Origin of the sequence: Clostridium transplantifaecale, from assembly GCF_900626075.1 — a bacterium.
GTDB classification, from domain to species: Bacteria; Bacillota; Clostridia; order Lachnospirales; family Lachnospiraceae; genus Otoolea; species Otoolea transplantifaecalis.
Map to the genome: position 1 here is coordinate 1,193,845 of NZ_UYZY01000002.1, position 25,855 is coordinate 1,219,699.

Genomic DNA, 25,855 nt, shown 5'->3' on the forward strand with positions numbered 1-25,855 from the left:
ATCAATATAGGTGTTATAAGAAAATCGCGGAATTTTATGCGGGAAAGGAGAAGCTGGATGGTAGAAGAAATTTTCGGTTCAAGGCCGCAGGAGGTCCTGTCCGTAAATATGTTCGGTGGTTTTTCTATGACATATGCGGGTAGGAAGATAGCGTTTTCGAGAAGCAGCAATACAAAGTTTATTCAGCTTCTGCAGCTTTTGCTTTTGAATGCCGGCCATGGTATTTCCAAGAAAGAGCTGATTGACACGCTCTATGGATGGGATGAGGGCGTCAACCCAAATAAAAATCTGAACAATGTCATATACAGACTGGAAAAGCAGCTGATTACGGCAGGTCTGCCTGAGGAGGATTATGTCGTTCTGGACAACGGCATGTGCCGCTGGAACAGCAGCTTCCCCGTGGAGACAGACGTGGTGATGTTTGTAAAGTATGTGGCGTCCGCGGAGAATAAAGAGGGGGAAGAACGATTCAGGATTCTTGAAAAAGCAGAACGCCTTTATACTGGGGAACTGCTCCCGGAATTTTCGACAGAGCTATGGGTCATAGAAGGGAATCTGAAACTTAAAAACCTGTATGAACAGATAGTGAAAGCGTTGGGCGCGGACCTGAGAGCGGCGGGAGAATATCAGGAGGAATTGAGGTTATACCGCAAGGCAGGAAAGATCTATCCCTTTGACAGATGGCAGGTTCAGGAAATTGACTGCCTGATGTTAATGAAAGAATTCAAGGAAGCGTATGATGTCTATCAGAATACGACCAGCCTTTACTGCGAGGAGATGGGTGTGCCGCCGGGACCCGAGATGGTGAGCCGTCTGCGCCAGATTGAGCAGCAGATTAAAAATCCGGTCGGTAATTTTGAAGACCTGAAACAGAATTTCCAGGAACAGCAAAACAGGGGGGCGCTTTACTGTCTGTACCCCAGCTTTCTGGATTCCTGCCATCTGATGTCAAGGGTGGCTGAGAGAACGGGAAGATCGGTTTTTCTGATGCTCATAAACCTGACGGATAAGATGGGAAAAGATATAACGGATCCGGCGAGACTGGAGACTCAGATGGATTTGTTGAAAGAGGTAATCCGGTCAACCTTCAGAAGAGGTGACTTGTTTACAACATACAGCAAGAGCCAGTATATGATTATCCTGGTCGGAACGGAGAAGGAGAACTGCAATAAGGCATTTACCAGATGCCTTACCCGGTGGAAGAACACGGAGGGAGCCAGAGGAGAACTCAGCTACTCTGTGGAATCCCTGATCAAGATGCTGAATCCGGAGCTGTCGGATGAGGGGGAAACACCACTCTGGAGATGAAATATACGGTAAAAAAAGACTGCTTTTAGAAAAATAAAAAAATGATAAGAGCTGCCTTCGCGAGGTAATTCGCGAGGCAGCTCTTTTGTTATGATACAGACAGAACATTAAATAGCATACAATCCGGTACCGGAAAACTTGAGACAAATATTAAGAGAGTATAGGGAAGTGAGAACTGATTGAGTGAGAATAAAATCAATTTATCGGCGGCCAATCTTATGAGTGTCTGTGTGGACGGCCGGAGGAATTCAGATATAAGTGGAAGATTATACCACAGAGGAGGACCGGAACCGGTTCTGTTTGAAAACACCGGTCAGGCGCTGATTGAGATGGAAAAGTGGTGTGATCGGGTGGGATATCCTCAGCCAGAGGTGGTTGTGAGGAAGTTTAAGACAAAGGCATCCGTTCCGGATGGCGGAACAGCCCAAAAGCGTGACAAAAATCCGGAGCAGCTCAGCATCAGAAAGATAGAGGAGGCAGTGTCTGTGGCGAGTGAAGACTTATTGAATGAAGAAGGAAATAAAGGAACTTTTGTGGTTCATATCAAATATAGACAGAACGCCACCTGGCAGGGGCAGGTAATGTGGGCGGAAAAGAAACAGACATGCAGCTTTAGAAGTGCATTGGAACTCCTGAAGCTGATTGACAGCGCCCTGGATGAAGAAAAAAAACAGGGTGGATGAGGATAGATACATTAATTGGAAAGGAAATGGCGGGGATGTGGGGAATTAAAAAAGACGGGAAATTTAGAAGAATGATGGCAGCCTGTCTTGGAATCTGCATGGTAATGCAGATAATCATAGGCGGTTTGCTGCCGATAGGAACTTACGCGGGAGACGGCAGGCCGGAAGAAGTGAATATCAGCATAACGGAAAAGCAGATAAGAAAGGCACTCGCCAATAAGGAATCGGTAGAAGAGTGGGATGATATCAATCTGAAAATTCCGTACCAGTTGGAGGAAAAGCAGGAAGCAGCCAAAGAACTGCTGGAAAGTACGCTTCTGCGCATGACGGTTGTGACCAAGAAGGCATCTTCCGATTATTCCTATATAGTGGCGGCGATGTCGGACGACCCGGAGAACCCGGAGGCGCCTGTCAATGAAATAGTGCTGGTTGGCCTGAATGGTAAACGGTCAGGAGATATTAATTTTAATCTGCAGATCGTCGATGAGAATGGTATGGTCATCCGGTCTCTCACGGCGGTCGGTTACCGCTGGGATGACGATTCTGAGGAGGACGGAGAGAGGGCTACAGAGTCGGAGGCAACAGGTTCGGAAGCCGACGAGTCTCCCAGGGCGACAGGTTCCGAGGCCGATGAATCATTTGTGGCGACGGGTTCCGAGGCTGATGAGCAGACAGTTACCGCTTTTGCTTATACGGCGGCCAGTGGTTCCGAAGCCACAGAATCCGAGGCAGAGGAAGACGGTTCTGATAAAGGGGTTGGCGGATTTATCGAGGTATATCGGGAAATTATGGAGGGGGATGAGCTGGAAGGCCTGCTGATATCGAAGGCAGAGCGTCCAACGGCTCTCTCGCTCGATTTCAGGACAACAGATTCACTTCCTCCGGCTCCGTTCATCAGGACATCTGCAGGAGGGCTGGCGCTGGGAAGTGTCAGCAGCGGAACACCGGTTTATAATGGAACAGTCGGAGAAATAGTGAATTTTCAGGTCGCGGCGAGAAATAATCCGGTAAAGACAGGGGAATATAATGTATTCGATGTGGTGGCTGCATACAGTAATGCAGCTCAGAATGAGGAAGCAATTCTTGGAATTGAATTTACGGTGGATGGCGTTGATGACAATTCTAAGCTTGACCAATACCTGCTTGGGCCGGAGACCGGCTCAGGCGTTCAGGAAGTCTCGGCTTCTGATTCGGGGTGGGAGAAGATTCAGACGGCCCTCGAAGAGGCCGGAAAATATGAGTCAGGTCAGAAATGGTTTAAGATACCTGCCGTACAGTCTGTAATCTATTATTGTCCTCAGACCAGATATGCGGCATTCAGCAAGGCGAACGGGGATACGGCCAGCATGGCGCTGCAGTTTGTTTTCAAAAGCGGGATTACACCCGATGGTGTGACGATAACCGCTAAGCCTGAGGTAGTGAATGAGGATGCGCTGATTCAGTCCTATCTGGATTCCCTGACAGAGACTCCGGGGAGTTCAAAGCCCAGCAGTGAAGAGGTAAAAGAGGGGATTAAGTGCAGTGAGCCGGCAGTCATTGAAAACACAGCGGCTTTCGCATGGAGACCGGTGACGAAAGAGATTGTTCAAAGCACGCTTCAGGGGGCTCAGGTGAATGGGAAGAAGACGTTGGGTAATCTATGGACTGTAACGGGAGAGAATAAGATTGAATATACGGTTACAGCCGGACCGGATCATGGCGCGGATACAACACTTGGGGTATTAAATACGGGAAAGATAGTTTTAAAAGATACGGTTACTTTCACGGGCATGAAAATAGCAGATGATCGGGTACTGGAAACAAAGAAGGAAGGAACCACGTATCGCATTAACCTGACGAGAGGTACAGATACAAGGTATTTTATGGAATTTGGTTTTGAAGGGCCTGAATCTGCAAACTTTACGGCTGAAATGTCGGACGACAGAAAGAGTGTTACCTTTACGCTTGAGTATGAGAATCTGACGCCGGAACAGGAACTTCAGTTAAATCAGAATAAACCGCTGAATGTAAAACTTAATTTTTATAAATTATTTAAACTCGGAGTTATTCAGGCGACAGGAGACAGTGAAACACCATTGATTCAGAATGATGTGGTGCTGGACACATATGCAGTTACGTATGACCAGGCCCAGGAAGAGAGTAAGGAGAGTCTTCATCACCACAGTGCGGCTGAAGCCAAGGTAAGCGCAACACCGTCCTATCCGATCACCAAGACGGCTTTTGTGGATGAGGCATGCACCAAAAAGGCAGAAGGGGAACTGGCGGTCTTTAATCCGGAGGGTATCGTATACTATCAGATTAAGGTGAAAAATCAGGGATATACTGCCAAAGAATTTAAAATAACGGATTATCTGCCTGATGGAATCGTATTTGACTCTGTTGAGGTTGTGAAAGCAGCTATTGGCACAACCGAAATAGAGATAGACCAATTAACAGCCCATAAGAAGAATGAACAGCTTTACTCGTGGGGAAAGTTTACAATCCCCGCCAATCAGGAGGCCACATTAACGCTGAAGGCCACGATTAAAACAAGTGATGCATTTGAAGGGAAGGATGCCAGCAGTACGAAACTGGAAAACCGTGCGGAGTGGTCCTACGCGGAAGAGGGCGCAGAGTCCCTTGGAACGGCTTCAGCTACCGTTTATGTTGCCGCAGGAGAACTGACAAATGCAGAATTAGGACTGACAAAGATTTCTTCTGCAAAACAGGAAGAGGGGGACGATTCGCCGAAATTAAGCCTGGGTTCTACAGTGGACTATACATTAACAGCCCATTTGACAGACAAGGCAGAGTATTCCCGTCCTGTGACGATTACGGATAAATGGCCGAAGGAAAGTGTGAAATTCACGCAAGTTAAGAAGCTGGCGCCTGGGGGAACGGTTATATTGAAGTCCGGTTCGACAGAGGCAACCTATACTAATACAACCGGTGCGGCACAAACGGTGAATGCCGGCTCATTCAGAACGGCAGAGGGAAAGACGTTTACAGATGCACAAATTTCCGCTATCGATACGATTCAGGTAATTGTCTATTTAGATAAGCCTTCGGGGAGTGCCAAAACAGGTCCCAAAGTGGCTACCGTACTGTCTGGAACAATTATCAAAGAAGGAGCTGTTACAAACAGCGCATCGGGCGGCGAGGGAGAAGGTTTGAATCCGTCTGCCACATTTTATGCGGTAAACATGGGAATAGAGAAAAAAGCTTACCGTATTGCCAGGGCGTATGCCTCCAATATCACGGAGACAACGGTGATGCAGCAGGGAAATGCAGGCTCGTCTACATTTGCCGCAGATGATGTGGTATGCTTTGAAATTAAAGTTGACAATAAAAATAAGGCGGGTGCAGACAGTCTGGCAATTGCCCCCGAGATTAGCGACGATGTAAGCAGCCTGTTCAAAGATTCCTCCGGGAAAGACATTGCTCCGGTTTTTGCAGAAGCTGAGCTGGGAGGGAAAAAAGGAAGTATTTTCTATAAAATGTCCAATTCACAGCAATGGCTTTCATTAGATACGCCTGCAAATGGGAATTTTAAACTTGACTTAAGCAATTTGAACGGTCAAAAAGTTGAGATACCCAATGGACAGACATGTACGTTGCGTATCTATATGAAGGTGCCGGCAGCAGCAGTAAAACGGGGAACAACTACAAAATTTACGAATAAAGCCACGGCAGTTCTTACATTGGATAAACAGAAATTTACTATATCCTCGACCGTGGATATTAACACCCTGGAATATGCCGAGCAGAAGGTTTCGATTTCAAAAGAAGTCTATGCAGTGGGAAAGGAATTAACCAGACCTGCAGGTTTTAACAGTGATGAATCAGCTAAAGTTTATCTGGAAAATGCAGTTTGGTTTAACAGCAAAATTCCGAACAGCGGGTATAAAGGATATGATTCCGAGACGGAGTATCCTGCTGTAAATAAGGGAGACTATGTATTATATAAAATTGCCATACAAAATAATAATGACAAAGAACCACTCAATATTTATGAAATAGAGGACGTTCTCCCTTCAGGAATGGAATTTACACATTTCATAGAGTTTGCCGGCGGAGCAGGGCAGGGCGGAAAAATAAAAGCTGCCTCCGATAACAGGCTGCAGCTCAGTTATACGCATTGGGTTTTTCCGTTTAAGGATGAGAAGAGAACAGATGACAGATGGCTGCAATATTTAGACGGGACCGGCTCTAATGATGAAAGACTGACAATAAACTTTCAGAGAAAAACGGAAACAGTACCAGACGGCAAGATGCTTGTGGAAGATAATATTTTAAGGGCCAGGGTATACAGGGTTTCCGATAAAACAAAGGCGCCGGCCATAAGGCCGGGAGGAACCATAGTATACGGGATTCTTGCCAGAGTTACGAGAGATATAGAGACTACTGAGCTCCTGACAAACACGACGGGTGTAGTTGTCGATCAGTCTGCTGACATTGTAAACGGCGATAAAGTGGAGACAACGGAGCAGGGATGGGGGGATGTAGCCGGTACGACCGTTGGCGGTTATGCTTACCCGGCTGAATCATTTAAAATTGTATCGGCATCCGCAAGTGTAAAGGGCTCTGATTTTACTCCGGGCATCTCTAAAGTGTGTATCGGCTATCGGGACTTGGGAGCCGCTGTTGATACCGATTGGCCGGCTCTTGCACCGAATACCACGCCTACCGACTGGCTTCGTTGGAAGATAACACTGCATAACGGAACCAACGGGACGCCGACAGCGGGCCCCATCGAGAACTATGAGGTAATAGACGAGTTTCCGCAGGGAATGGCCTACAACGGGGACGACCCGGCTGTATTTCTGCTGGACGGAGGTAAAAAGCTGGAACTTCCAAAACCGGACACCTCAAAAGAGGGCCGGGCCGCCTGGAGTATCACAAAGGATAACGAAACGGGGAATTACACCGTAACAGGCGCAGAGGGAGAAACAGTAGAAACAGTTGAAGACCTGTCCATACCGGTGGGAGGAACGCTTGCTATCCGGGTCGGGACAAAACCGGCATCGGCAGACGGCACACTTCGTTACGGCTCCTATGTGAATCAGGCATATTTAATTCCTGATACTGAAATTTATTCTTACAAAAGCGCCTGCATTGGAACGGTTGTTCAGGAACCGGAGAAGGCCATCAATGCCGCAGCGCCGATCGAGCTTTACGGAGGAGCCCAGACAGAATCCTGGAAGACCATTACTTCCTCTTATGACGGGAAAACAGAGCTGGGAGACGGAAGGGACGATAACAATAATACGGTCCGCTCGGCGGCAGGCGGTGAAGTTACCTATACGCTGTACGTGAAGAATATGACGGGCGACGGTGCAATGGAGAGTCTGGTTGTAGTCGACCATCTTCCGGAGACAGGAGACCGGGGCCTGGTAAATAATGCGGCGCGCCAGTCCGATTTTGCGGTTACTTTTGCAGACGAAACCGTGACTGCCAGGATTCAGAAGGCAGAAGGGGACGGTTGGGAAACAATTCCTAAGGAAAGCTATCATGTTAGCTTTAACAATTGGGATAAGGTGGCCGGAAGCGGTGAATCCGCGCTTGCACAGACCGGATGGGATGAAAGCAAGGTAAAGGCTTGGAACGGCAATTATCGTGAAGCAGATACGCTGGGAGTTGTATTTGAAAGTCAGTGGCTGAAAGAGAACCTCAAGAATGATGATATCATTTCCGTGTCATTTAAAGGAAAGCTGCCGGCTGGGTATGAGGGCGGAAAGACGGGAACGCCGATTGCCTGGAACTCATTTGGTTATGCGTACAAGGCCAGAGGCCTGAACCTTCTCGTGGAGCCTGCCAAGGTAGGCGTCAGAATCCCGATGTCACAGCTGGTGATCGGCAAGGAAGTAGATAGTCCCGTTGAGGGAGACCGTGAGAAGGAGTTTCGCTTCGGACTGGAATATCTGGATGGCAAGACATGGCGGCCGATGAGTGACGCGGCTTACACTCTTATATCCGGTGGAACCACAGAAGAAAATAAGGTAACAGGCAGCTCCGGGCCGGATGAGGGAGTGTTTTTCTTGAAAGATGATCAGAAAGCCAGATTCTATGTCCCAGCGGGAAGAAAGTACCGTGTAACCGAGTTGGATGCGGAGGGATTTGTTGTAAAGACCAAAGAATTCAGTACATCTGATAATGTGCAGTTTAACGCCGGGGCAGCTTTTAACAGTGAAGCAAAACCGCAGGTGGAAATGAAAGACAAGACAGAGGACGGTTTAGTTTATCAGACGGCCTTCAAGAATACAAAAGCCAGTCTTGTTCTGCCGGAAACAGGAGGAATGGGGACGGGAACAACGCGTTCCGTAGGCGCGGTGATGATGCTGCTTGCAGCGGCGCTGTTTTTCCTGTATGAAATGGCAGAGCGGGAGAGAAAAGAAAGAAAAAAGGAGAGATAGTATGAAAAGCAGAAGAAAAATAAAAGGTCTAGTTGCAGTGCTTTTGACGGCGGCAATGGTCATGTCTGCCGGGATAACATCCATGGCGGAACCAGCCGCCGGGACAACGGGGGACTCCGGGAAAATAACCCAAAGCGCTCTTACTATTCAGGGAACAGAGGCCGCTCCTAAAACAGGCGCCGTGTTTACCATTTATCCGGTGGTGACTTTTGACGCAGAAAAGGCCGCTGGGGAAAGCACCTATGTATATACCAATATGAAGGTAGCAGAAGAGTTTAAGAAAACGGTGGAAGAGGTAGGCGGGTTAGAGAAAATTGCAGAGTATGCAACAGCCGACAATGTACCAAGTGCACCGATCTCCAAATTTGCGGCTAAGCTGGCTGCTGTAAGTGTAAAAACGTCTGGAACTGCCTATACAATCGGTCAAACGGGAGAAATTACCCTTCCGTCAGGCTGGTATCTGGTGGAAGAGACAACACCGGCGAATGGAGATGCCAGCCTGAAGTCAGCCCCTATTTTGGTAGCGGTTCCGGGAACAGATGGAAAGGGCCGGATTGTGACCGTTAAGAGCAGTAAACCGGATATATCAAAAGAGATTACAGGGGAGGGGATCTTCTCACCTTCTGCTGATGATAAAAAAGTAGGCGACACTGTAAAATATGAAGTAAAGGCAGACATCCCGCTTTACAGTGCGGAATATGAAGTTACAGGACAGGATTATGTTTACGGAATTACCGATACGCTCAGTGAGGGGCTGACCTATAAAGAGGATATGGTTCTTGTGCTGGAGGTAGATGGTGATCAGAAAGAAACACTGTATGACAAGGAACAGAACATTAACGTTTTTGGGGCGGAGGTAGTAACGGCAGAAAAAGAAAATGCAGGCACTGTCATTAAGGTCACACTTGACAGTCTTATGAGGACTGAGGTGAATAGCAAACCACTCTATCAGTATGCGGAAGGCGGGTCAGCCAGGATAGTTGCCAGATATTCAGCAGAATTAAATGAAAATGCGGTAAAAGGAAATGCCGGAAATGAGAACGATGTTGTTTTGAAATACGATGCCGATCATGAAACGGAGCATAAAAAAGCGAAAGTTTACACAACAAGCTTGAAGGTGATTAAAACGGAATCGTCTTCGGATGGCACAGCAACTGAGAAAAAACTGGAAGGCGCGACGTTCAAACTTCAGAAGGAAGCATCTGCAGGTGTTTGGGAGGACTTAAAAGATAATAATGACAGCGTGATCGAGTTATCAACAGATGAAAATGGAGAGCTGACTTTTGAAGGCCTCGAAGCCGGCACATACAAACTGATTGAGACAAAAGCGCCGGATGGATATTCACTCGATCAGACGGAGCGTGAGTTTACCCTTAAATTTGACGGCGGGTCGGGAACAGAAACTCCTGTCTGGACGGGGAACGGCAGTGTGGACAGTAATAATAGGCCGATTATCACACTGAAAGAGGATGAAAATACAGGAGGCATCTTTGAGACTACAATCACCAACGTCAAGGGCTTTGTTCTTCCCGGCACCGGTGGTTCCGGTACGACGATATTTAAGATAGTCGGCGGCGTAATGATCCTGCTTGCCTGCGCTATGCTTTTGGTATATTATAAGAAAAAGGGAAAAGAAGTAAAATAGACGGTTTTACCGCGCTTATGCGGCTTTGTGCCTCTGCCTTTCACAGTATGGACAGGCAGGCACAGAGCCCGGCTGTACCTCCGGAGCGCCGGGGGCAGAGCCGGACTCTGTGAATTAATAGTAAGTATTCGGATGTAAGGAGAAAGAGAGTGAAGAAGAACCTACCGCTTATACTAATCGGGCTCATATTGACAGCAGGAATCGGAATATTTCTTTATCCGACTGCGAGCGATATCCTGAGCCGTATTACGTCTACAACAGTAATTAAAGAATACCAGGGACAAGTGGAAAAGACGGATGAGAAAGAGATGGAGGAGATGCTGGCGGCCGCGGAGGAATATAATGAGAAACTGCCTGATAAGCTGACTATGGATCCCTTTGGAACAGAAAGCGACGATCCGTCCGGGAACGACGCTGAGTATAACCGTCTTCTAACTATCAACGGTGTGATGGGGTATATAGATATTCCCAGGATAGATGTATATCTTCCTGTTTACCATGGCACCTCGGAGGAGGTGCTTCAGAAAGGGGCCGGACATCTCTACGGTTCGGCGCTTCCGGTCGGCGGCGAAGGGAAACACAGTGTTGTTTCGGCCCACAGAGGTCTTCCGTCCGCCAAACTTTTTACCGATCTGGATCAGCTTGAAGTGGGAGATGTATTCTATTTCCACGTGTTAAACCGGATTTTGGCCTATCAAATAGATAAAATTAATGTAGTAGAGCCGGATGAGCTGGATGATTTGGATCCCCAGGAGGGTAATGATTTTATGACGCTTTTTACATGTACGCCTTACGGAATCAATTCGCACAGAATGCTGTTGAGAGGTGTGAGGATTCCCTATGAGCCGACAAATATATCCGACATGCCGATGATTGCTGCTGCGCCGCCGAAAGAGAACGCAGCGCTTCCAAAGTGGGCTGTCTTCTATATGGCATCGGCCGCAGCAGTAGTTGCGGCAGTGATTTTTACCGCACTGATTATAAGGAAGAACAGGAAGAAAAGTAAAGAAAAGAGGGAGGAATAGTATGCAGCGGACGGGAATATATGGAAAAATACGTACTGTCCTGATAACAGGCGTGCTGACGGCGGCCCTTTCGGTTCAAACGGCAGCGGCGGCTCCGGCGGAAGAAACGCCTGTCCTCACGATTGAAGAGATCTCGTCATCAACCGGAGAAACGGTGCCGGGAGTGGAGTTATCTGTATATAGAGTAGCTGCTCTCGATGAAAAGGGAATTTATACGGTATTGGAAGAATATACGGCATCAGGGCTGAAAATTGGTGAGCTTGAGAATGCCGAGGCACAGAAGAAATGGGCTAAAACGGTATCTGACTATGTGGTAGCTTCCGGGATTGCGGCCGGAAAATCAGGAGTGACTGATGCAAGCGGCAGTGTTAGTCTGGATGGCCTGGAAAAGGGATTGTATCTGGTCAGAATAACGGGAACGCCGGGAACCGATTTAAAAGTTGAAGGGAATCCGTTCTTTGTCTCACTCCCTATGTTTGAAAACAACGGCTGGGTATATCATGTTACGGCGCAGCCCAAGATAACGACCGAAAGCGGTTCGAATACACCGGGAGGTGGTGGTGGAAACAGCGGTGGCGGCGGCGGCCGGCCGGGCCGGGATCCAAACAGAACGGCAACAATAACCGATCCGGATACGCCCCTGGCCAGTTTCCCATCCGAACCGGAGCTGGCGGAGATTACCGATGAGGAGGTTCCCCTGGCAGCGCTTCCCCAATTAGGGGATCTGGGAAGTTTTGGTTACGGCGTCGGCATGGTTTTTTCTCTGCTGGGGGCGGCTGTGTTCCTGGTGCTTTTGAACAAGACGGGCAGGAGTGAAAATCGGCAATGAGAAGAAAAACGATATGCAGGCTTTATGCACTTCTGGCCGGGCTCTGCCTTATTGCGGCGATAGGATTCGGCAGTCAGTTATTGCGGACCCGGATTAATTATCGGAGGAGCGAACAGGATTTGGCCAAGATTCAGCAGATTCGGCAGCATTTCCCGCAAACGGTGCCGGAGGAAGAGCTTGGCTTAATGGATGAGGCATCGGCCCGTGCGGTTCAGGAAGAAAACAGACAGATCCGTTTGGAAACTTATGATAAGCTTCATGAAGAAAATCCCGATGTTGTCGGCTGGATTCAGATTGAGGGGACGAAGATTGACTATCCGGTTATGCAGACTCCAGATGATCCGAATTACTATCTGCACCGTGGATTTGACGGGGAGTATTCAGCCTATGGAATGATATATATCGATGCCGGCTGCGCTCTTGATGCTGTCTGTCCCAATTATCTGATTTATGGACATCACATGAAAAATGGAGCCATGTTTGCCCAGCTGGAGAATTATGCATCACAGGAGTTCCGGGAAGAGCACCCGGACATTGACCTAAGCGTCAGGGGGAAGCCGGATTCATATCAGGTAATAGGGGTGATCCGGTTGGATGCATCCGAGCTCGGAAAAGATTTTACAAAGATGCTGGCAGCGAGGACAGAGGAAGACTATAATAGACTGATAGAATATGTTAAGACGAATTCCCCCTATGATACGGGGATAACAGCTCAGTGGCCTGAGCAGCTTATTACGCTGACCACCTGTGAATACACACAGAAAGACGGCCGCCTTCTGGTGGTTGCGCGGAAAAAAACAGAATAAAAGCAAGACGATGCCGCAGTTATAGGATGGCCCGGCGCCAGACTGTAACGCATCACAGTTATTGTTCACATGCTGAGAACCGTTTTTTGCGATACGGCTCCTGGAGAGAACGGTAAAAGCCTTCATTTTTAGATATTTTGCTTGTAATGCTGCGAGAAAATGGTAAAATTGAAGGAGAATAGTATGGCGGTAAAGCGGAATGCAAAAGAGCGGTACGGCAAAAAAATCAATTTGCCGTGCCGCTTTTGCCGCCGGCATGTAAGATGACAATAGCGGGGAGGGGTGCCGGGGTGAAATCTAAGCAGGAAGTGCTGGCATTTGTCAGGCTTTTACAGCATCTTTATTGGGAAGAAAGGGATATGGAGGCGCTGATTCCGTATTTCGATGAATCTACATCCTGGATTGGAACCGGGAGACATGAGATTTGTTATAACCTGGATGAAGCGATACAGGCATTGAGAGAACAGGCAGAAGAGTGTCCGTCCTGTTTTACGCTGAGAGAGCAGAAGTATGAAGTTTTCCCTTTGGCTGACGGCATTTACGGAGTCTATGGGGAGTTTTCCGCTGTCAGCTCGGCGGAGGAGATGTCGGATGTCTGCGATCGGTTTTCATTAGTCTGCGCGGAGCGTGAGGAGGGAATGAAGATTCTGCATCTTCACATGTCAAAGCCTGATCTGGAACAGACGGAGGGCAGTTACTATGCAAAGAAAGAGAACGGGAGCACAAAAGAGGAGCTGAAGGCCCGTGTCGAGGAAACCTCGCGGATTCTTCAGAAGAAGGAGAGTGAACTGGAAGCCCTGACGGTCAGCGTTCCGGGAGGACTTCACAGGTGCAGGGACGACCGGGAAATGACACTCCTTACGATGAGCGGCAGTTTTCTGGAGATGTTCGGTTATTCCAGAGAGGAGATAAAAGCCTGGTTTAACGACAGCTTTGTTGAGATGATATATGAGGAAGACCGCCGCCGAATCAGAAGTGAGATGGACCGCCAGCTCGCGAGAGGGAATACGGTGGAGCTGGAATACAGGATTGTCGGGAAGGACGGCGGACTGCGCTGGATCCTTGACAAAGGGGTGCGCATTCAGGAGGATGGGGATGCCATGTTTTACTGTGTCCTTCTGGACATTACGGATCAGAAGAAGGAGAGGGAGGAACTGCGTCTTTCTCTGGAACGCCATAAGCTCATTATGGATCAGACTACCGATATTATATTTGAATGGGATATCGGGGAGGACGAATTGAAATTTTCGTCCAACTGGAAAAAGAAGTTTGGCTATAATCCCATACACAGCCAAATCAGTGCCAGGATTCCTTTGTCCGAAAATATTTATCCTGCCGATATGCCTGCATTTATCAAGATTATGAGGGATACGGCGGCAGGCGTACCCTACTCGGAGACGGAATTCCGCATACGTGGCAAATTGGGTGACTACATCTGGTGCCTGATACGCGCGACAACGCAGTTTAACGCGGAGGGAAAGGCGGTCAGGGCGGTTGGTGTGATCATTGACATTGACCGCAATAAGAAGCAGAAAGAACATCTGATGGCTCAGGCGAGTCTTGACTCTCTGACAGGCCTGCTGAACAAAAAGACGGCCAGGGAGCGGATAGAGGGCTGGTTTCTGGATGAAGAGGCGCCATGCGGGGCATTTATTCTGATTGACTTAGATGATTTTAAGCATATCAATGACCGGTATGGACATTTATGCGGCGACCGGGTGCTGTCCGGAATTGCGGAAATTATGAAGAGGCAGACCAGAAAGGACGATGTAACCGCGAGGATCGGCGGGGATGAGTTTTTGGCGTACCTGCCGGGGGCAACGGAGAAAATTGCGGCAGAAGTTGTGCACCGTTTTCTGAAGGCGGTGAAAGAACTCCGTCCGGATGGCAGGAACGGAGAGGTAAGGGCGTCAATCGGAGCATCTTTTTATCCGAAAGACGGGACTGACTATCTGACGCTGTTTGCAAAAGCGGATCAGGCTCTGTATTTTGTAAAAGGGGCAGATAAAAATAAGTATTATACTTATGAGATGCTTAAGGGGGAACAGAGCCTTGACAAGAGATGTATGGCCCTTGGCATTTCTGCTGAACCGGACATTCCGGCGGATGGGAAATGTCAGGAGGAATTTAGCTGGGAGGAGGGGACGTCTCTGTAAGGTGGCGTCCTCTTTTAATATCTTTTAAAATCTTTTAAAATAAATAAAATTTATGATTGACTTTTTTGAAATAGTATGTTAAAGTATAAATAGTGTTTTGATAAAGCCTTGATTTCACATATATCCGTAAGTCATTCTTTTATTGATGATTTACTGTTATATGTTTTTTTTGTTTTATAAAAGCATATTAAAAATTAGGAGGTATCTTTTATGAACAAAGGTACAGTAAAATGGTTTAACTCAGAAAAAGGATTTGGCTTTATTACAGGAGAAGATGGAGCAGATGTATTCGTACATTTTTCAGGAATTAACAGCGACGGATTCAAATCTCTTGAGGACGGCCAGGCCGTAACCTACGATTTAACTCAGGGAAATCGTGGTATGCAGGCTGTAAACGTAACGGCTGCTTAAACTAAGGCATCATTTCAGTATATAATCTTAATCTGCGCGGCAGATATTAGTAATTTATATATTAAATTGGTTAACAATCCTGTAAAAGCGGGAAACGGAAAAAAGAGAGTATTTTCCGGCATAGAATCACAGCAATTCGATTCTATGCCGGAAGATACTCTCTTTTCCTGTTTCCTGCTTTAAAGTGTTCGGTATCTGTTCTTACATCAGCCTCATCTGCATCTGTTCCGGATCACTGCTGCAGCTTATGCAGGTATCGCGGGTGATTTTTCCTTCGCGCAGAAGCCGCAGCAGGCTGTTGTTCATTCCCGTCATGCCCTCGGCCATACTCGTTGCGATTACGTTGTCGATCTGATGGATTTTGCCTTCCCGCACCATGGTGCGGATTGCGTCGTTCAGGAACATAATCTCAAAGGCCGGAACCATGCTTCCGTCTGAGGAGGGCACCAGCTGCTGGGACACAACGGCCTGAAGAACCATAGCCAGCTGTACCCGGATCTGCTGCTGTCCGTCGGGCGGGAATACATCAATGATACGGTCAATGGAGTTGGCGGCCCCGATGGTGTGGAGTGTCGAGATGACCAGATGACCCGTCTCGGCGGCAGTCATGGCCGTTTTTATCGTGTCAAAATCGCGCATCTCACCGAGCAGTATCACGTCGGGAGCCTGTCTTAGGGAAGCCACCAGTCCGTTCACATAGCTGTCCGTATCCAGGCCTATCTCGCGCTGGGTGACGACGGAATGGTTATGCCGGTGCAGATATTCAATCGGATCCTCCAAAGTAATTATATGGCTGTTTCTGGTTCTGTTAATCTCATCGATAATACAGGCCAGAGTGGTAGATTTACCGCTGCCTGCGGCACCTGTGACGAGCACCAGCCCCTTTTTCAGGTTGGCAATTTTAATGACTTCGGGAGGGATACTCATATCTTCCGGGCGCGGCACCTCAAAGTGGACGACACGGATGACGGCGGCCAGCGTGCCCCTCTGCTTCATAATACTGACACGGAACCTTGCAACGCCCTGGATGGAGCAGGAGAGATCGTCGTCCCCGTGGGTGTGGAGTTTATCCATGCTCCTGTGGTTGCTGAGCTCGTAGAGAGCCTCTATCAGCGCTTCCGTTTCAGTGGGTAAAAGTTTATGATCGCCGTACGGAAGAATCTTACCGTTTATCTTGTATGAGAGAGGGAGTCCGGGGATAATGAAAATATCGGAGGCATTTTTCTCCACGGCATCGGTCAGAAAATTCAGCATTATTTATATCTCCTTTCACGGCAGTTCGTTTTACATCGGTCTGCAGCCGTATCATTCTTCGGGGGCGATCCAAACGGGCAGACTGTCGTCAATCGCATAATCTTCTTTGTTGTAAACATAGCTGGCAAGTACGGCCGCATCCTCTACGGATAATTCAACCCGCAGAGCCTGGCCCGCGTTCATAGGGATCTCACAGTAGAGACGGCCCGATTCGTCGATCCCTGATTCTGAACCTTCAGGCAGTGTCCCGGCGGCTTTTTCCAGGGCATCGGCAGCGGCGGCGCCGTCTTCTTTCAGGGTGATGGCCGCGGTCTGGATAAATAACTGGCCCTGAGTATCTGCCTGATAGTAAGCGGCTACGGAGTCGGCATGACGCTCCGACAATACAAGGGCCGATTTTCCATCGCTCAGGCTTAACAGGGAGAAGACTGCAAGGCATAAAATAATAAAAATCAGGATGATGGAGGCAGTTCCAATATTAATTCTGTTTTTCATCTAGCCTCCTTTCTGCATCCAGGCTCCGGGCGCCGTTCAGGGAGTATAGGGGCTCCGTATTACTGCGTTTTATTTCATGGACTGAGGCGGAGACGTACAGCATTCCGCCGTTCACTTGGTGATTGGTTTTTATATAATAGGCAGCTTCCGGAGCGTTATATTCACAGGCATTCCAGTTCCGGTCAAATCCGGACAGAATCTCGCGGGGCGCGTCGTCTCCGTCGTACCCGGCAAATACCGTCTCAATGGAATTCTCCGCGGCGAGAACCGCGTGGTTTAAGTTTTCTGCGTTTTTGCTGAGACTGTCGGCTTTTACAAAGGCAAGGACAAATATACAGGCAGCCAGGGCGAAAAAGCCGCAGACCCATAGCATTTCCATCAGGAAAGCGTAAGAAGTCCGTTTTTTATTCATTGCTTGACCCTCCCTCCGAATTAGAAGCGCTTCGGAGAAACAGTTTTGCCGTGTCGGACGACATTTCCCCTTCCAGCGTGATTACGAGCAATTCCCCGTCTGCCGCTTTGTCAATAGCAAACGATACGGGAGGGCATTCCATAACGGGAAGGCCATCCTCTGTGGAGAGGCCGCTGCCCTGTTCGGAGAACAGTTCCAGAAGGGAACCGTCTTTAGTATAAATCCAGGTTTCATAGAGGACACCGTAATAGTCGGAGGACAGCACAAGGACATTCTGACCGTCAATGGAGCGGACATTTACAGAGTCAGTCCGGTCGGCCTGGCGCACTTTGTTAGTTATATAACTGAGAGCCGTGTCGGAATAAAAAGCGGCATCATTTCTGGCCCTTATATTGCCGTATACCCGGCTGCCGATGAGAATCGTGAACACGGAACACAGGATAAACACAAGGAACAAAAGCATAGAGAAGATAAAATCGATGCTGCCCGAAGGGCGGGTATTCGCTCGTTTCATTGCTGCCCCTCCTTACCGGCCTGCTCAACGGCAGGCAGAACGGTGATATCCGGCATTACGTTGCTGGCCCAGCCGTCGTAAAATACATTATAGCGATCGCGGTCGATAACGACGGCGTAATTCTCCTCCAGATATTCCACACTGGGAGGATACCGTCCTTCAATGGCATAGCACTGAACGCTGGCTCTCTTTATTGCAGCTGTCAGCGCATTTAAACGGTCCTCCTCGGTCCTGCTCTGCATGGCTCCCACGGAACAGAGGAAGAGATACAGGACGATACCGAGAAGGAGAAAAGAAATCAGATATCCGGGCAGGGAACTCCTGCGCTTTGGGACTTCAATATGTAACATAACTTAACACTCCTTATCCGATGGAGGACAGAACACCGGCCAGAGGCAGCATAACGGCGAGGAGAACCAGGCCGACGGCCACCGCAAGCACAGAAACGATAGTAGGTTCCAGGCGTGCGATCATCGAGTCGATCGCTTCGGAGGCTTTTTTGTCGTAATCCTCTGCCATACTGTCCATGATGTGATCCAACTGGCCTGCACGGCTGCCCACTCGTATCAACTGAAGCTCAAAACCGGAGAAAAGACTGCTTTCTTTTACCGAATCGTAGAATCCCCTGCCCTGCGCAACTGCTTCACCGCAGCTCTTCACCTTTTGCTCCACGGAGCGGTTATCCACCAGCGTTTCTGCCAGCTTGAACGCCTCCGGCAGATTGACGCCGCACTGAAGCGCCATGGCCATGACATTGCAGAATCGGCGGTTGGCCGAAGCGCGTGCGATTGTGGAATGCGTTTTGATTTTTTCCAGCAGAGAGAGCGCCATGGAGGACTGCTTTCCGCTTTTACCCAGGAGCCACAGGATCAGGGCCGTCACGATAAGAACGGCGGCCAGGATCAGGGCGGCTCCGCTTAGAAAACCGCCCAGGCGGATGGCGGCGGCCGCAGCCGGCGGTATGGATGCTCCGAGCTGTTCATAGACGCCGGAGAAAATCGGCATCACTCTGGTAAACAGGACGAATAGTATGATAATCAGCATGAGGATCATCATGGCGGGATAGGTGACAGCCTTTCTCAGGTTTTCTGCCAGATAATACTCTTTTTCGTAATAGGCTGCGAGACGTTCCATCGTGTTATCCAACAAGCCGGTCCGTTCCCCAAGCATGGTCATGTTGACAACATAAGCAGGAAAACAGCCGGCTTCCTTAACTGCCTGATGAAACGGAAGGCCCATGCGGACCTTGTCGGACATTTCAGAGAGGATTTCCCGTTCCTGCTGTCCAGGTGAATCTTCGGCCATGACCTTCAGGCCCTCGTAAAGGGGAACTGCCGATTTAAGAAGAATTGAAATCTGCATACAGAATCCGGACAGGGTAAGTCCGGTAAAGGGTGATGCGCTGCTGCTCATGATATACCTCCAAATTTGCTCTTCCTGTGATGATGTAAGACACATTCTGCGGATAATACTTCCGCCAACTAAATAACTGCACCGTCAGTTCTCGGACAATTGACGGTGCAGAGTTATGCTGCTAATAGCAGAATTTTTGCCTGTAGTTTGCCGGATTGCTGACATAGCTCAGCGCTTCCGCACTCTTTTTGCCGCTGGACACAAAAGTCGGATCCATAAGCTGCCAGGTGGTTCCGTCAAAATAGATGAGATTGTCAATCCAGCCCTGGCCCTGAATATAAACGCTGACCCAGGCGTGGTAGACATTACCCGCATAGCCGATTACAAGTTTTGTCGGAATGCCCTGGGCGCGGAGCATGGACGACATGACGGCCGCATAGTCGAAACAGATACCGGTTTTCTGGGACAGCGTGTTGTCCACGTTGGGAAGATAGCCAGATTGTACCGTGGCCGCTTTCTGGTTGTCATAGGTAATATTGTCCACGGCATAGTTATAGATAGCCTCAACTTTTTTAAGCGGATCGGTGATTCCGGCCGTGATGGAATCGCTGACGGCCACTACGTTTGAACTGGCGTTAAAATTGCAGAACTGGTTCGGATAGAGAAAGGGCATCGTATCGCTTGCCAGGTTCACCTGGATTGTCTGGCTCACCGCCTGTGAGTAGGTGGTGCCCGATACATTCTCAAACAGCTTGATTGTGTAGCTTCCGCTGCCCTCGGTCAGAGGGAAGGTCACATAGTTTCCTGTAGCATTAATGTCATAAGTATATTCGGTGTCTTTCTGGATGCGCAGCTTCACTTTGGCATTAGAGCCGGTGTACTTAACCATCACATACCCGTCGGCCGTGTGGGAAGCGTCGATTACCGCCTTGCCGCTGGTGTAGGCTACGGTGCCGTCGGCTGTTGGAGTATAGATGGTGGCAGCCTGTGAAACACTGCCGGGCGCGAGAGCCAGAAAGAGCGCTGTCATAACAAGCGCCGGTGTTATTTTAAAATTTACTCTACTCATAGTGTATGCTCCTTATTGGTGTAAATGCCTGAACCTGAGTCCTGTCTGTGCAGACACAACCGCCTCTCCATATTATATGAAATAAATGCACGGACGGATTGTTCAGCATTGGTGCGGCCGCTGTCCGAAGGAACGGCGGGATGCGGAAAAATACACGCAAATACAGGGATCTTATGCCCCGCAGGGAAGTGGCCGTGGTTTATAATTCCAATTATTACATTATACAAAAAATGACATGAACTTACAAGCGGTTTGAGGATTTAGTTGAGATGTGAGGACGCCTCTGTAAGATGGCGGACGGGGGAGTGGGTGGGTGTTTATGAGTCTTCAGTCCCGGGGTGTAGGTTGTCGTAAGGGGGAATCCAGGAGAAAAAATTCCTGCGGGGACTCGCTTTCGCTTGTGGAATGCGCAGCGGTGCTAGCTTCGTGAGAAACCTCAGCAAGCACCGGCGGATTCCAAGGTCTCCCTTCGGAAAGTTTTCTCCTTCCTTCCCCGGGCAGGTTGTCGGCGGGACTGAAGACTCAGCGAAGGTTATGCCCCGTCCGCCGGCTTCAGGGGCTGATTGTCTCTTTCGTCAAGTGTGGTGGTGGTATTGGCGCTTCCACGATATAGTCGTGATTCTTTTACATTCTGATGATATCCTGGGTTGCATTAAAAGAGTATCAGAATAAACACTCTAAGATTATAAGTTTACATAATCTCATAGTGTACAGGATGTAGTTTTCAGGCATTCTATAGAGACATAGTGGCAGCGACAAGCGCCTCCCCCATTGAAGGAATAGGACAGATCAGCCGCCGCAGGCCGGGGGCCGGGCCGCTATCTTGGCGGAGTCTTTCGTCCCGGCCATAACCTTCCTGTGGGGAAGAAGGGAGAAAAAGATTCCGGAGGGAACCTGGGAGTTCATTGGTACTTACCGAGGTCTTTTCGAGGTTAGTACCATTATGTACTCCAACGAGCGCAAGCGTTTCCCGGAGGAACTTTTTCTGCCCGGATTCCCCGCCCACGACAACCTGACGCCCGGGACGAAAGACTCATCGATCCCTCTCACCACCCCGGTCCCCGGCCTGACGGCGGCGTCCTCATTTTTCAACTAAACCTCATTTAATGTCAGGATGGTAAAAACCCCCATACCCTAAGCTGAAACAAAATAATTGCAATGTACATAATTATTGGTATAATGAAAAGGCAATGTTCAGATCCGGCGGCGTAAAATTCGTCGGCTGAGGGGAGTTTTGCCGCGAGAGGCGGCAAGGAAAGGATGGTAATATGAATAAAGTTTTTAAAAGCCTGCCCGTCAGACTTCTGCTGGGCGTTGTCATCGGTATCCTGGTGGGACTGGTGGCAAATGAGGGAGTCATGCATGTCGTTGTGACTCTGAATTACATCATGGGGCAGATTATTTCTTTCTGCGTCCCGCTAATTATCATCGGTTTTATTGCACCATCAATCACGAAACTTGGAAAAAATGCGTCCAGAATGTTGGGGATAGCCCTGGTGCTGGCGTACACTTCGTCACTGGGGGCGGCTCTGTTCGCCATGGCGGCCGGCTATACGCTGATTCCCGGCCTGTCTATTAATCCTGTAGTGGAAGGATTGAAAGAACTTCCAGAGGTGGTGTTCCAGCTCTCGATTCCTCCTGTCATGGGAGTTATGAGCGCTCTTGTATTTTCCGTCATGATTGGCCTTGCAGCTACCTGGACGAAGGCAGTCACGGTGACAAAGCTTCTTGACGAATTCCAGAAAATTGTCCTGGATATTGTTAAGAAGATTATCATCCCAATTCTGCCGGTCTATATCGCATTTACATTTTGTTCACTGGCATATGAAGGCTCTATTACAAAACAGTTTCCGGTGTTTGTAAAAGTCATTATCATTGTAATGATTGGCCATTACCTGTGGATGGCGCTCCTTTATACTCTGGGCGGCGCATATTCGGGAAGAAATCCGTTTAACGTAGTGAAAAATTATGGCCCTGCCTACATCACGGCAGTCGGTACGATGTCCTCGGCCGCCACACTGGCGGTGGCTCTGGAATGTGCAAGAAAGTCGGAACCGACTCTCAGGGATGACATGGTGGACTTTGGAATTCCGCTGTTTGCTAATATTCACCTGTGCGGTTCGGTACTTACGGAAGTATTCTTTGTCATGACCGTCTCCAAGGTGCTTTACGGCACGCTGCCGGAACTGTCCACGATGGTGCTGTTCTGCGCGCTTCTGGGCGTTTTCGCAGTCGGCGCACCCGGCGTTCCCGGAGGAACTGTTATGGCTTCTCTTGGACTGATTACGGGAGTTCTGGGATTTGATGCAACCGGCACGGCCCTGATGCTTACGATTTTTGCACTGCAGGACAGCTTTGGTACCGCCTGCAACGTGACGGGAGACGGAGCGCTGACTCTGCTCCTGACCGGATACGTGGAACGCCACAAAATTGAAAAACAGAAAATCAGCGTGGATTTGTAAGTTAAACTGAAAACGGATTGGGGAAAGATCAGGCGGCCTATATGGTTCTGCCTGGTCTTCCTTTTTTGAACGGCAATGTATAGCCGGTGGAGCGTGCTTTGTGTTGTTTTAGCGGTTGCGTTTCCGTTCACAGGCAATATCCTGCGTGTGATTATCCACTCCGTACCCGACAACTTTCCCCCTTCCATATTTTCTGACAAAATGATATACTGAGAACAGATTGTTCCATTTACAGACACTATCCACACTATCCCGCGGGGATTACCTATCACAGTTTGACAGCAAGGAGAGATCAATTATGAAGAAATTAATTTCCTGGAACGTAAACGGCCTGCGCGCCTGCGTGGGGAAAGGATTTTTAGATATTTTTAAGGAGCTGGACGCCGATGTGCTCTGCATTCAGGAGAGCAAGCTTCAGGGCGGCCAGATCGATTTGGAACTGGACGGTTATTATCAGTACTGGAGTTACGCCGACAAGAAGGGCTACTCCGGCACAGCGCTTTTTACGAAGGAAGAACCTCTGTCCGTGACGTATGGACTGGGCATTGACGAGCACGATCACGAGGGGCGCGTCATAACGGCGGAATTTCCTGAATATTATGTACTCACCTGTTATACACCCAATTCACAGGACGGACTGGCAAGACTTCCTTACCGGATGAAATGGGAGGATGATTTCCTTGCCTATCTCAAGAAACTGGAAGAGAAAAAGCCGGTGATTTTCTGCGGGGATCTGAACGTGGCACACAGGGAGATCGATCTGAAAAATCCGAAAACCAACAGGAAGAATGCCGGTTTTACGGACGAGGAGAGGGGCAAATTCACAAAACTCCTGGAGTCGGGCTTTATTGATACCTACAGGCATTTTTATCCGGATCAGGAGGGAGTTTATTCCTGGTGGTCCTACCGCTTCAAGGCCAGAGAGAAGAATGCAGGGTGGCGCATCGATTATTTCTGTGTGTCGAAGAGCCTGGAGGACAGGCTGGAGAGTGCGAAGATCCATACGGAAATCATGGGATCAGATCACTGTCCGGTGGAACTTATCATCAAATAACGGACAAAAGATACGGCCGCACAGGCGGATAATCCCGCGTGCGGGAAAAGAGATTATAGAATGTCAGGAAGAATACCATGAATATACTTACAATAGAGCATTTGACGAAATCATACACAGAACGGCTCCTGTTTGACGACACGTCGTTTTCCATCAATGAGGGTGAGAAGATCGGCCTGATCGGAATCAACGGCACGGGTAAGTCTACCCTTTTAAAGATTGCCGCAGGACTGGAGGAGCCGGATCAGGGCACTGTGGTGAGAGGCAGGAACCTCTATATCCGTTTTCTGCCGCAAAACCCCGTGTTTGAGCCTCAGCTTACCGTTCTCGAATGCGTCATTAAGGAGAATGAGGGACATGAGCACAGCTGGGATCTGGAAGGCCAGGCCAAGAATATACTGACCCAGCTTGGGATTACGGAGTACGGAGCGGTAATTTCCACGCTGTCCGGAGGACAGAAAAAGAGGGTGGCCCTTGCAAGCGTCCTTCTGTCTACCGCGGATCTGCTGGTGCTGGATGAGCCGACGAACCATCTGGACAGCAGCATGGCGGACTGGCTGGAAGAGTACCTGAAGAAATTCAGGGGAGCCCTCCTGATGATTACCCATGACCGTTATTTCCTGGACAGTGTGTCCAACCGGATCGTGGAGCTGGACAAGGGGAAATTATACAGCTATCAGGCGAACTATGCTGGATATCTGGAACTGAAAGAGGAGCGCATGGCAATGGAAGAGGCCTCCGAACGGAAACGCCAGACTATCCTGAGGACGGAGCTTCAGTGGATCAGGCGGGGCGCCAGGGCCAGATCGACAAAGCAGAAGGGCCGTATCCAGAGATTTGAGGAACTGAGCGCAAGAAAAGGGCCTGAGGAGGACGGGGACGTGGAGATGAGCTCTCTGTCCAGCCGTCTCGGCAGAACGACCGTGGAAATCTCCCATCTGAGCAAAAGCTATGGGGATAAGGTTCTTTTAAGGGATTTTAACTACATCTTTTTAAAGAACGACAGAATTGGAATCATAGGACCGAACGGAAGCGGCAAGTCCACGCTGATGAAGATGATCGCGGGATGGGTTCAGCCTGATTCGGGAGAAACCGTGATTGGCCAGACCGTTAAAATGGGGTGTTTTTCCCAGGAAAATGAAGACATGGACGAGAGCCTCAAGGTGATCGATTATATAAAGAATGTTGCAGAGTATGTGAAGACGCCTGAAGGCAGCGTGTCCGCATCCCAGATGCTGGAACGTTTCCTCTTTCCGCCAAGCGTTCAGTATACACCGATTGGAAAACTTTCGGGCGGGGAGAGAAGGCGGCTTTACCTGCTTCATATTTTGATGGATGCTCCCAATGTCCTGCTTCTGGACGAGCCGACCAATGATCTTGATATCAGGACTCTGACGATCCTTGAAGACTATCTGGATCATTTCCAGGGGATTGTGATAACAGTATCCCATGACCGGTATTTTCTGGACAGGGTGGTGCGCCGTATCTTTGCTTTCGAGGGTGACGGCGTTGTGAAGCAGTATGAAGGCGGTTATACGGATTACCAGGCGGCTCTTGATGAGAGGAACCAGGAAGAGAACTCCGCAGCGGAAGGCAAATCGGGCCAGGCCGGACAGGCCGCGCAGACGGGCGGCCGCAAAAACTGGAAGGAAGGACAGCCGCGGGATAAGAAACCGAAGTTTTCCTATAAAGAACAGCGGGAATGGGAAACTATAGAGGAAGACATTGCCTCCCTGGAAGTGGCTGTGGCCGGGCTGGAGGAGGAAATTCTAAAGGCGGCCAGTGATTACAGCCGTCTGAACAGCCTGATGCAGGAGAAAGAAGAAAAAGAATCACAGCTGGAAGAAAAGATGGAGCGCTGGATGTATTTAAACGATCTGGCGGAACAGATAGAAAGTTACGAATCCCAGCCCCGCTAAAAAGCGAAGTTTTGGGAAGCATAACATTTAGAAGCACAATAACCTCGGCCTACACGGCCGGATTGGAG

At 49.1% G+C, this 25,855-nt stretch carries 20 protein-coding genes; 13 read left to right on the forward strand and 7 right to left on the reverse strand.

Translation table 11 applies throughout. The annotated features are described in order from the left end of the window. Window positions 1-57 precede the first annotated feature (57 nt). From EJL91_RS10940 to EJL91_RS10980, 9 genes are all read left to right on the forward strand, one after another. Complete coding sequence (locus EJL91_RS10940; RefSeq protein ID WP_125141964.1) at window positions 58-1,308, forward strand: AfsR/SARP family transcriptional regulator; 1,251 nt, start codon at window positions 58-60, stop codon at window positions 1,306-1,308. Between the two features lie 179 nt (window positions 1,309-1,487). Beyond that, on the forward strand, window positions 1,488-1,991 hold the full coding sequence (locus EJL91_RS24915; RefSeq protein ID WP_243125304.1) for a hypothetical protein: 504 nt from the start codon (window positions 1,488-1,490) through the stop codon (window positions 1,989-1,991). Between the two features lie 35 nt (window positions 1,992-2,026). Next, window positions 2,027-8,383 (forward strand): isopeptide-forming domain-containing fimbrial protein, encoded by a 6,357-nt coding sequence (locus EJL91_RS10950; RefSeq protein WP_164516811.1) that lies wholly within the window; start codon window positions 2,027-2,029, stop codon window positions 8,381-8,383. Window position 8,384: 1 nt separating this feature from the next. Next, window positions 8,385-10,028, forward strand: coding sequence for a SpaH/EbpB family LPXTG-anchored major pilin (locus tag EJL91_RS10955; RefSeq protein ID WP_164516812.1), 1,644 nt, complete (start codon window positions 8,385-8,387; stop codon window positions 10,026-10,028). A gap of 149 nt (window positions 10,029-10,177) precedes the next feature. Next, on the forward strand, window positions 10,178-11,053 hold the full coding sequence (locus tag EJL91_RS10960) for a class C sortase (protein WP_125141967.1): 876 nt from the start codon (window positions 10,178-10,180) through the stop codon (window positions 11,051-11,053). A 1-nt stretch (window position 11,054) separates the two neighbouring features. Continuing rightward, on the forward strand, window positions 11,055-11,882 hold the full coding sequence (locus EJL91_RS10965; protein ID WP_125141968.1) for a pilin N-terminal domain-containing protein: 828 nt from the start codon (window positions 11,055-11,057) through the stop codon (window positions 11,880-11,882). Next, window positions 11,879-12,688 carry a class B sortase gene (locus tag EJL91_RS10970; protein WP_125141969.1) on the forward strand — a complete coding sequence of 270 codons (810 nt, stop codon included), beginning with the start codon at window positions 11,879-11,881 and terminating at the stop codon, window positions 12,686-12,688. Before EJL91_RS10965 ends, EJL91_RS10970 begins: the two co-directional genes overlap by 4 nt. Window positions 12,689-12,978: 290 nt before the next feature. Further along, on the forward strand, window positions 12,979-14,844 hold the full coding sequence (locus EJL91_RS10975; protein ID WP_164516813.1) for a sensor domain-containing diguanylate cyclase: 1,866 nt from the start codon (window positions 12,979-12,981) through the stop codon (window positions 14,842-14,844). Window positions 14,845-15,054: 210 nt separating this feature from the next. After that, window positions 15,055-15,255: a cold-shock protein gene (locus EJL91_RS10980; protein ID WP_125141971.1), complete on the forward strand. Its 201-nt coding sequence runs from the start codon at window positions 15,055-15,057 to the stop codon at window positions 15,253-15,255. A gap of 201 nt (window positions 15,256-15,456) precedes the next feature. Here EJL91_RS10980 and EJL91_RS10985 read toward each other — a convergent pair whose 3' ends face one another. The 7 genes from EJL91_RS10985 to EJL91_RS11015 all read right to left on the reverse strand — a co-directional run bounded on the left by EJL91_RS10985 (window position 15,457) and on the right by EJL91_RS11015 (window position 20,352). Further along, the gene (locus tag EJL91_RS10985; RefSeq protein ID WP_125141972.1) at window positions 15,457-16,509 is read right to left on the reverse strand and encodes a type IV pilus twitching motility protein PilT; all 1,053 of its coding nucleotides are present in this window, start codon (window positions 16,507-16,509) and stop codon (window positions 15,457-15,459) included. A 51-nt stretch (window positions 16,510-16,560) separates the two neighbouring features. Beyond that, the gene (locus EJL91_RS10990) at window positions 16,561-17,004 is read right to left on the reverse strand and encodes a hypothetical protein (protein ID WP_125141973.1); all 444 of its coding nucleotides are present in this window, start codon (window positions 17,002-17,004) and stop codon (window positions 16,561-16,563) included. Continuing rightward, window positions 16,988-17,416: a hypothetical protein gene (locus EJL91_RS10995; protein WP_125141974.1), complete on the reverse strand. Its 429-nt coding sequence runs from the start codon at window positions 17,414-17,416 to the stop codon at window positions 16,988-16,990. The genes EJL91_RS10990 and EJL91_RS10995 overlap by 17 nt, the downstream gene beginning before the upstream one ends. Beyond that, window positions 17,409-17,930 carry a DUF4860 domain-containing protein gene (locus EJL91_RS11000; RefSeq protein ID WP_125141975.1) on the reverse strand — a complete coding sequence of 174 codons (522 nt, stop codon included), beginning with the start codon at window positions 17,928-17,930 and terminating at the stop codon, window positions 17,409-17,411. The genes EJL91_RS10995 and EJL91_RS11000 overlap by 8 nt, the downstream gene beginning before the upstream one ends. Then, window positions 17,927-18,280 (reverse strand): hypothetical protein, encoded by a 354-nt coding sequence (locus EJL91_RS11005; RefSeq protein ID WP_125141976.1) that lies wholly within the window; start codon window positions 18,278-18,280, stop codon window positions 17,927-17,929. The genes EJL91_RS11000 and EJL91_RS11005 overlap by 4 nt, the downstream gene beginning before the upstream one ends. A gap of 13 nt (window positions 18,281-18,293) precedes the next feature. Beyond that, window positions 18,294-19,343, reverse strand: coding sequence for a type II secretion system F family protein (locus EJL91_RS11010; protein ID WP_243125305.1), 1,050 nt, complete (start codon window positions 19,341-19,343; stop codon window positions 18,294-18,296). 121 nt (window positions 19,344-19,464) lie between these two features. Further along, the gene (locus EJL91_RS11015) at window positions 19,465-20,352 is read right to left on the reverse strand and encodes a transglutaminase-like domain-containing protein (RefSeq protein WP_125141977.1); all 888 of its coding nucleotides are present in this window, start codon (window positions 20,350-20,352) and stop codon (window positions 19,465-19,467) included. Window positions 20,353-21,175: 823 nt separating this feature from the next. On the opposite strand from EJL91_RS11015, the gene EJL91_RS11020 reads away from it, so the two are divergent. The 4 genes from EJL91_RS11020 (at window position 21,176) to EJL91_RS11035 (ending at window position 25,787) form a co-directional block, all read left to right on the forward strand. Continuing rightward, complete coding sequence (locus EJL91_RS11020) at window positions 21,176-21,448, forward strand: hypothetical protein (RefSeq protein WP_125141978.1); 273 nt, start codon at window positions 21,176-21,178, stop codon at window positions 21,446-21,448. A 172-nt stretch (window positions 21,449-21,620) separates the two neighbouring features. Beyond that, on the forward strand, window positions 21,621-22,814 hold the full coding sequence (locus tag EJL91_RS11025) for a dicarboxylate/amino acid:cation symporter (RefSeq protein ID WP_125141979.1): 1,194 nt from the start codon (window positions 21,621-21,623) through the stop codon (window positions 22,812-22,814). Between the two features lie 298 nt (window positions 22,815-23,112). Further along, window positions 23,113-23,868, forward strand: coding sequence for an exodeoxyribonuclease III (locus EJL91_RS11030; protein ID WP_125141980.1), 756 nt, complete (start codon window positions 23,113-23,115; stop codon window positions 23,866-23,868). Window positions 23,869-23,945: 77 nt separating this feature from the next. Further along, window positions 23,946-25,787 (forward strand): ABC-F family ATP-binding cassette domain-containing protein, encoded by a 1,842-nt coding sequence (locus EJL91_RS11035; protein WP_125141981.1) that lies wholly within the window; start codon window positions 23,946-23,948, stop codon window positions 25,785-25,787. Window positions 25,788-25,855 lie beyond the last annotated feature (68 nt).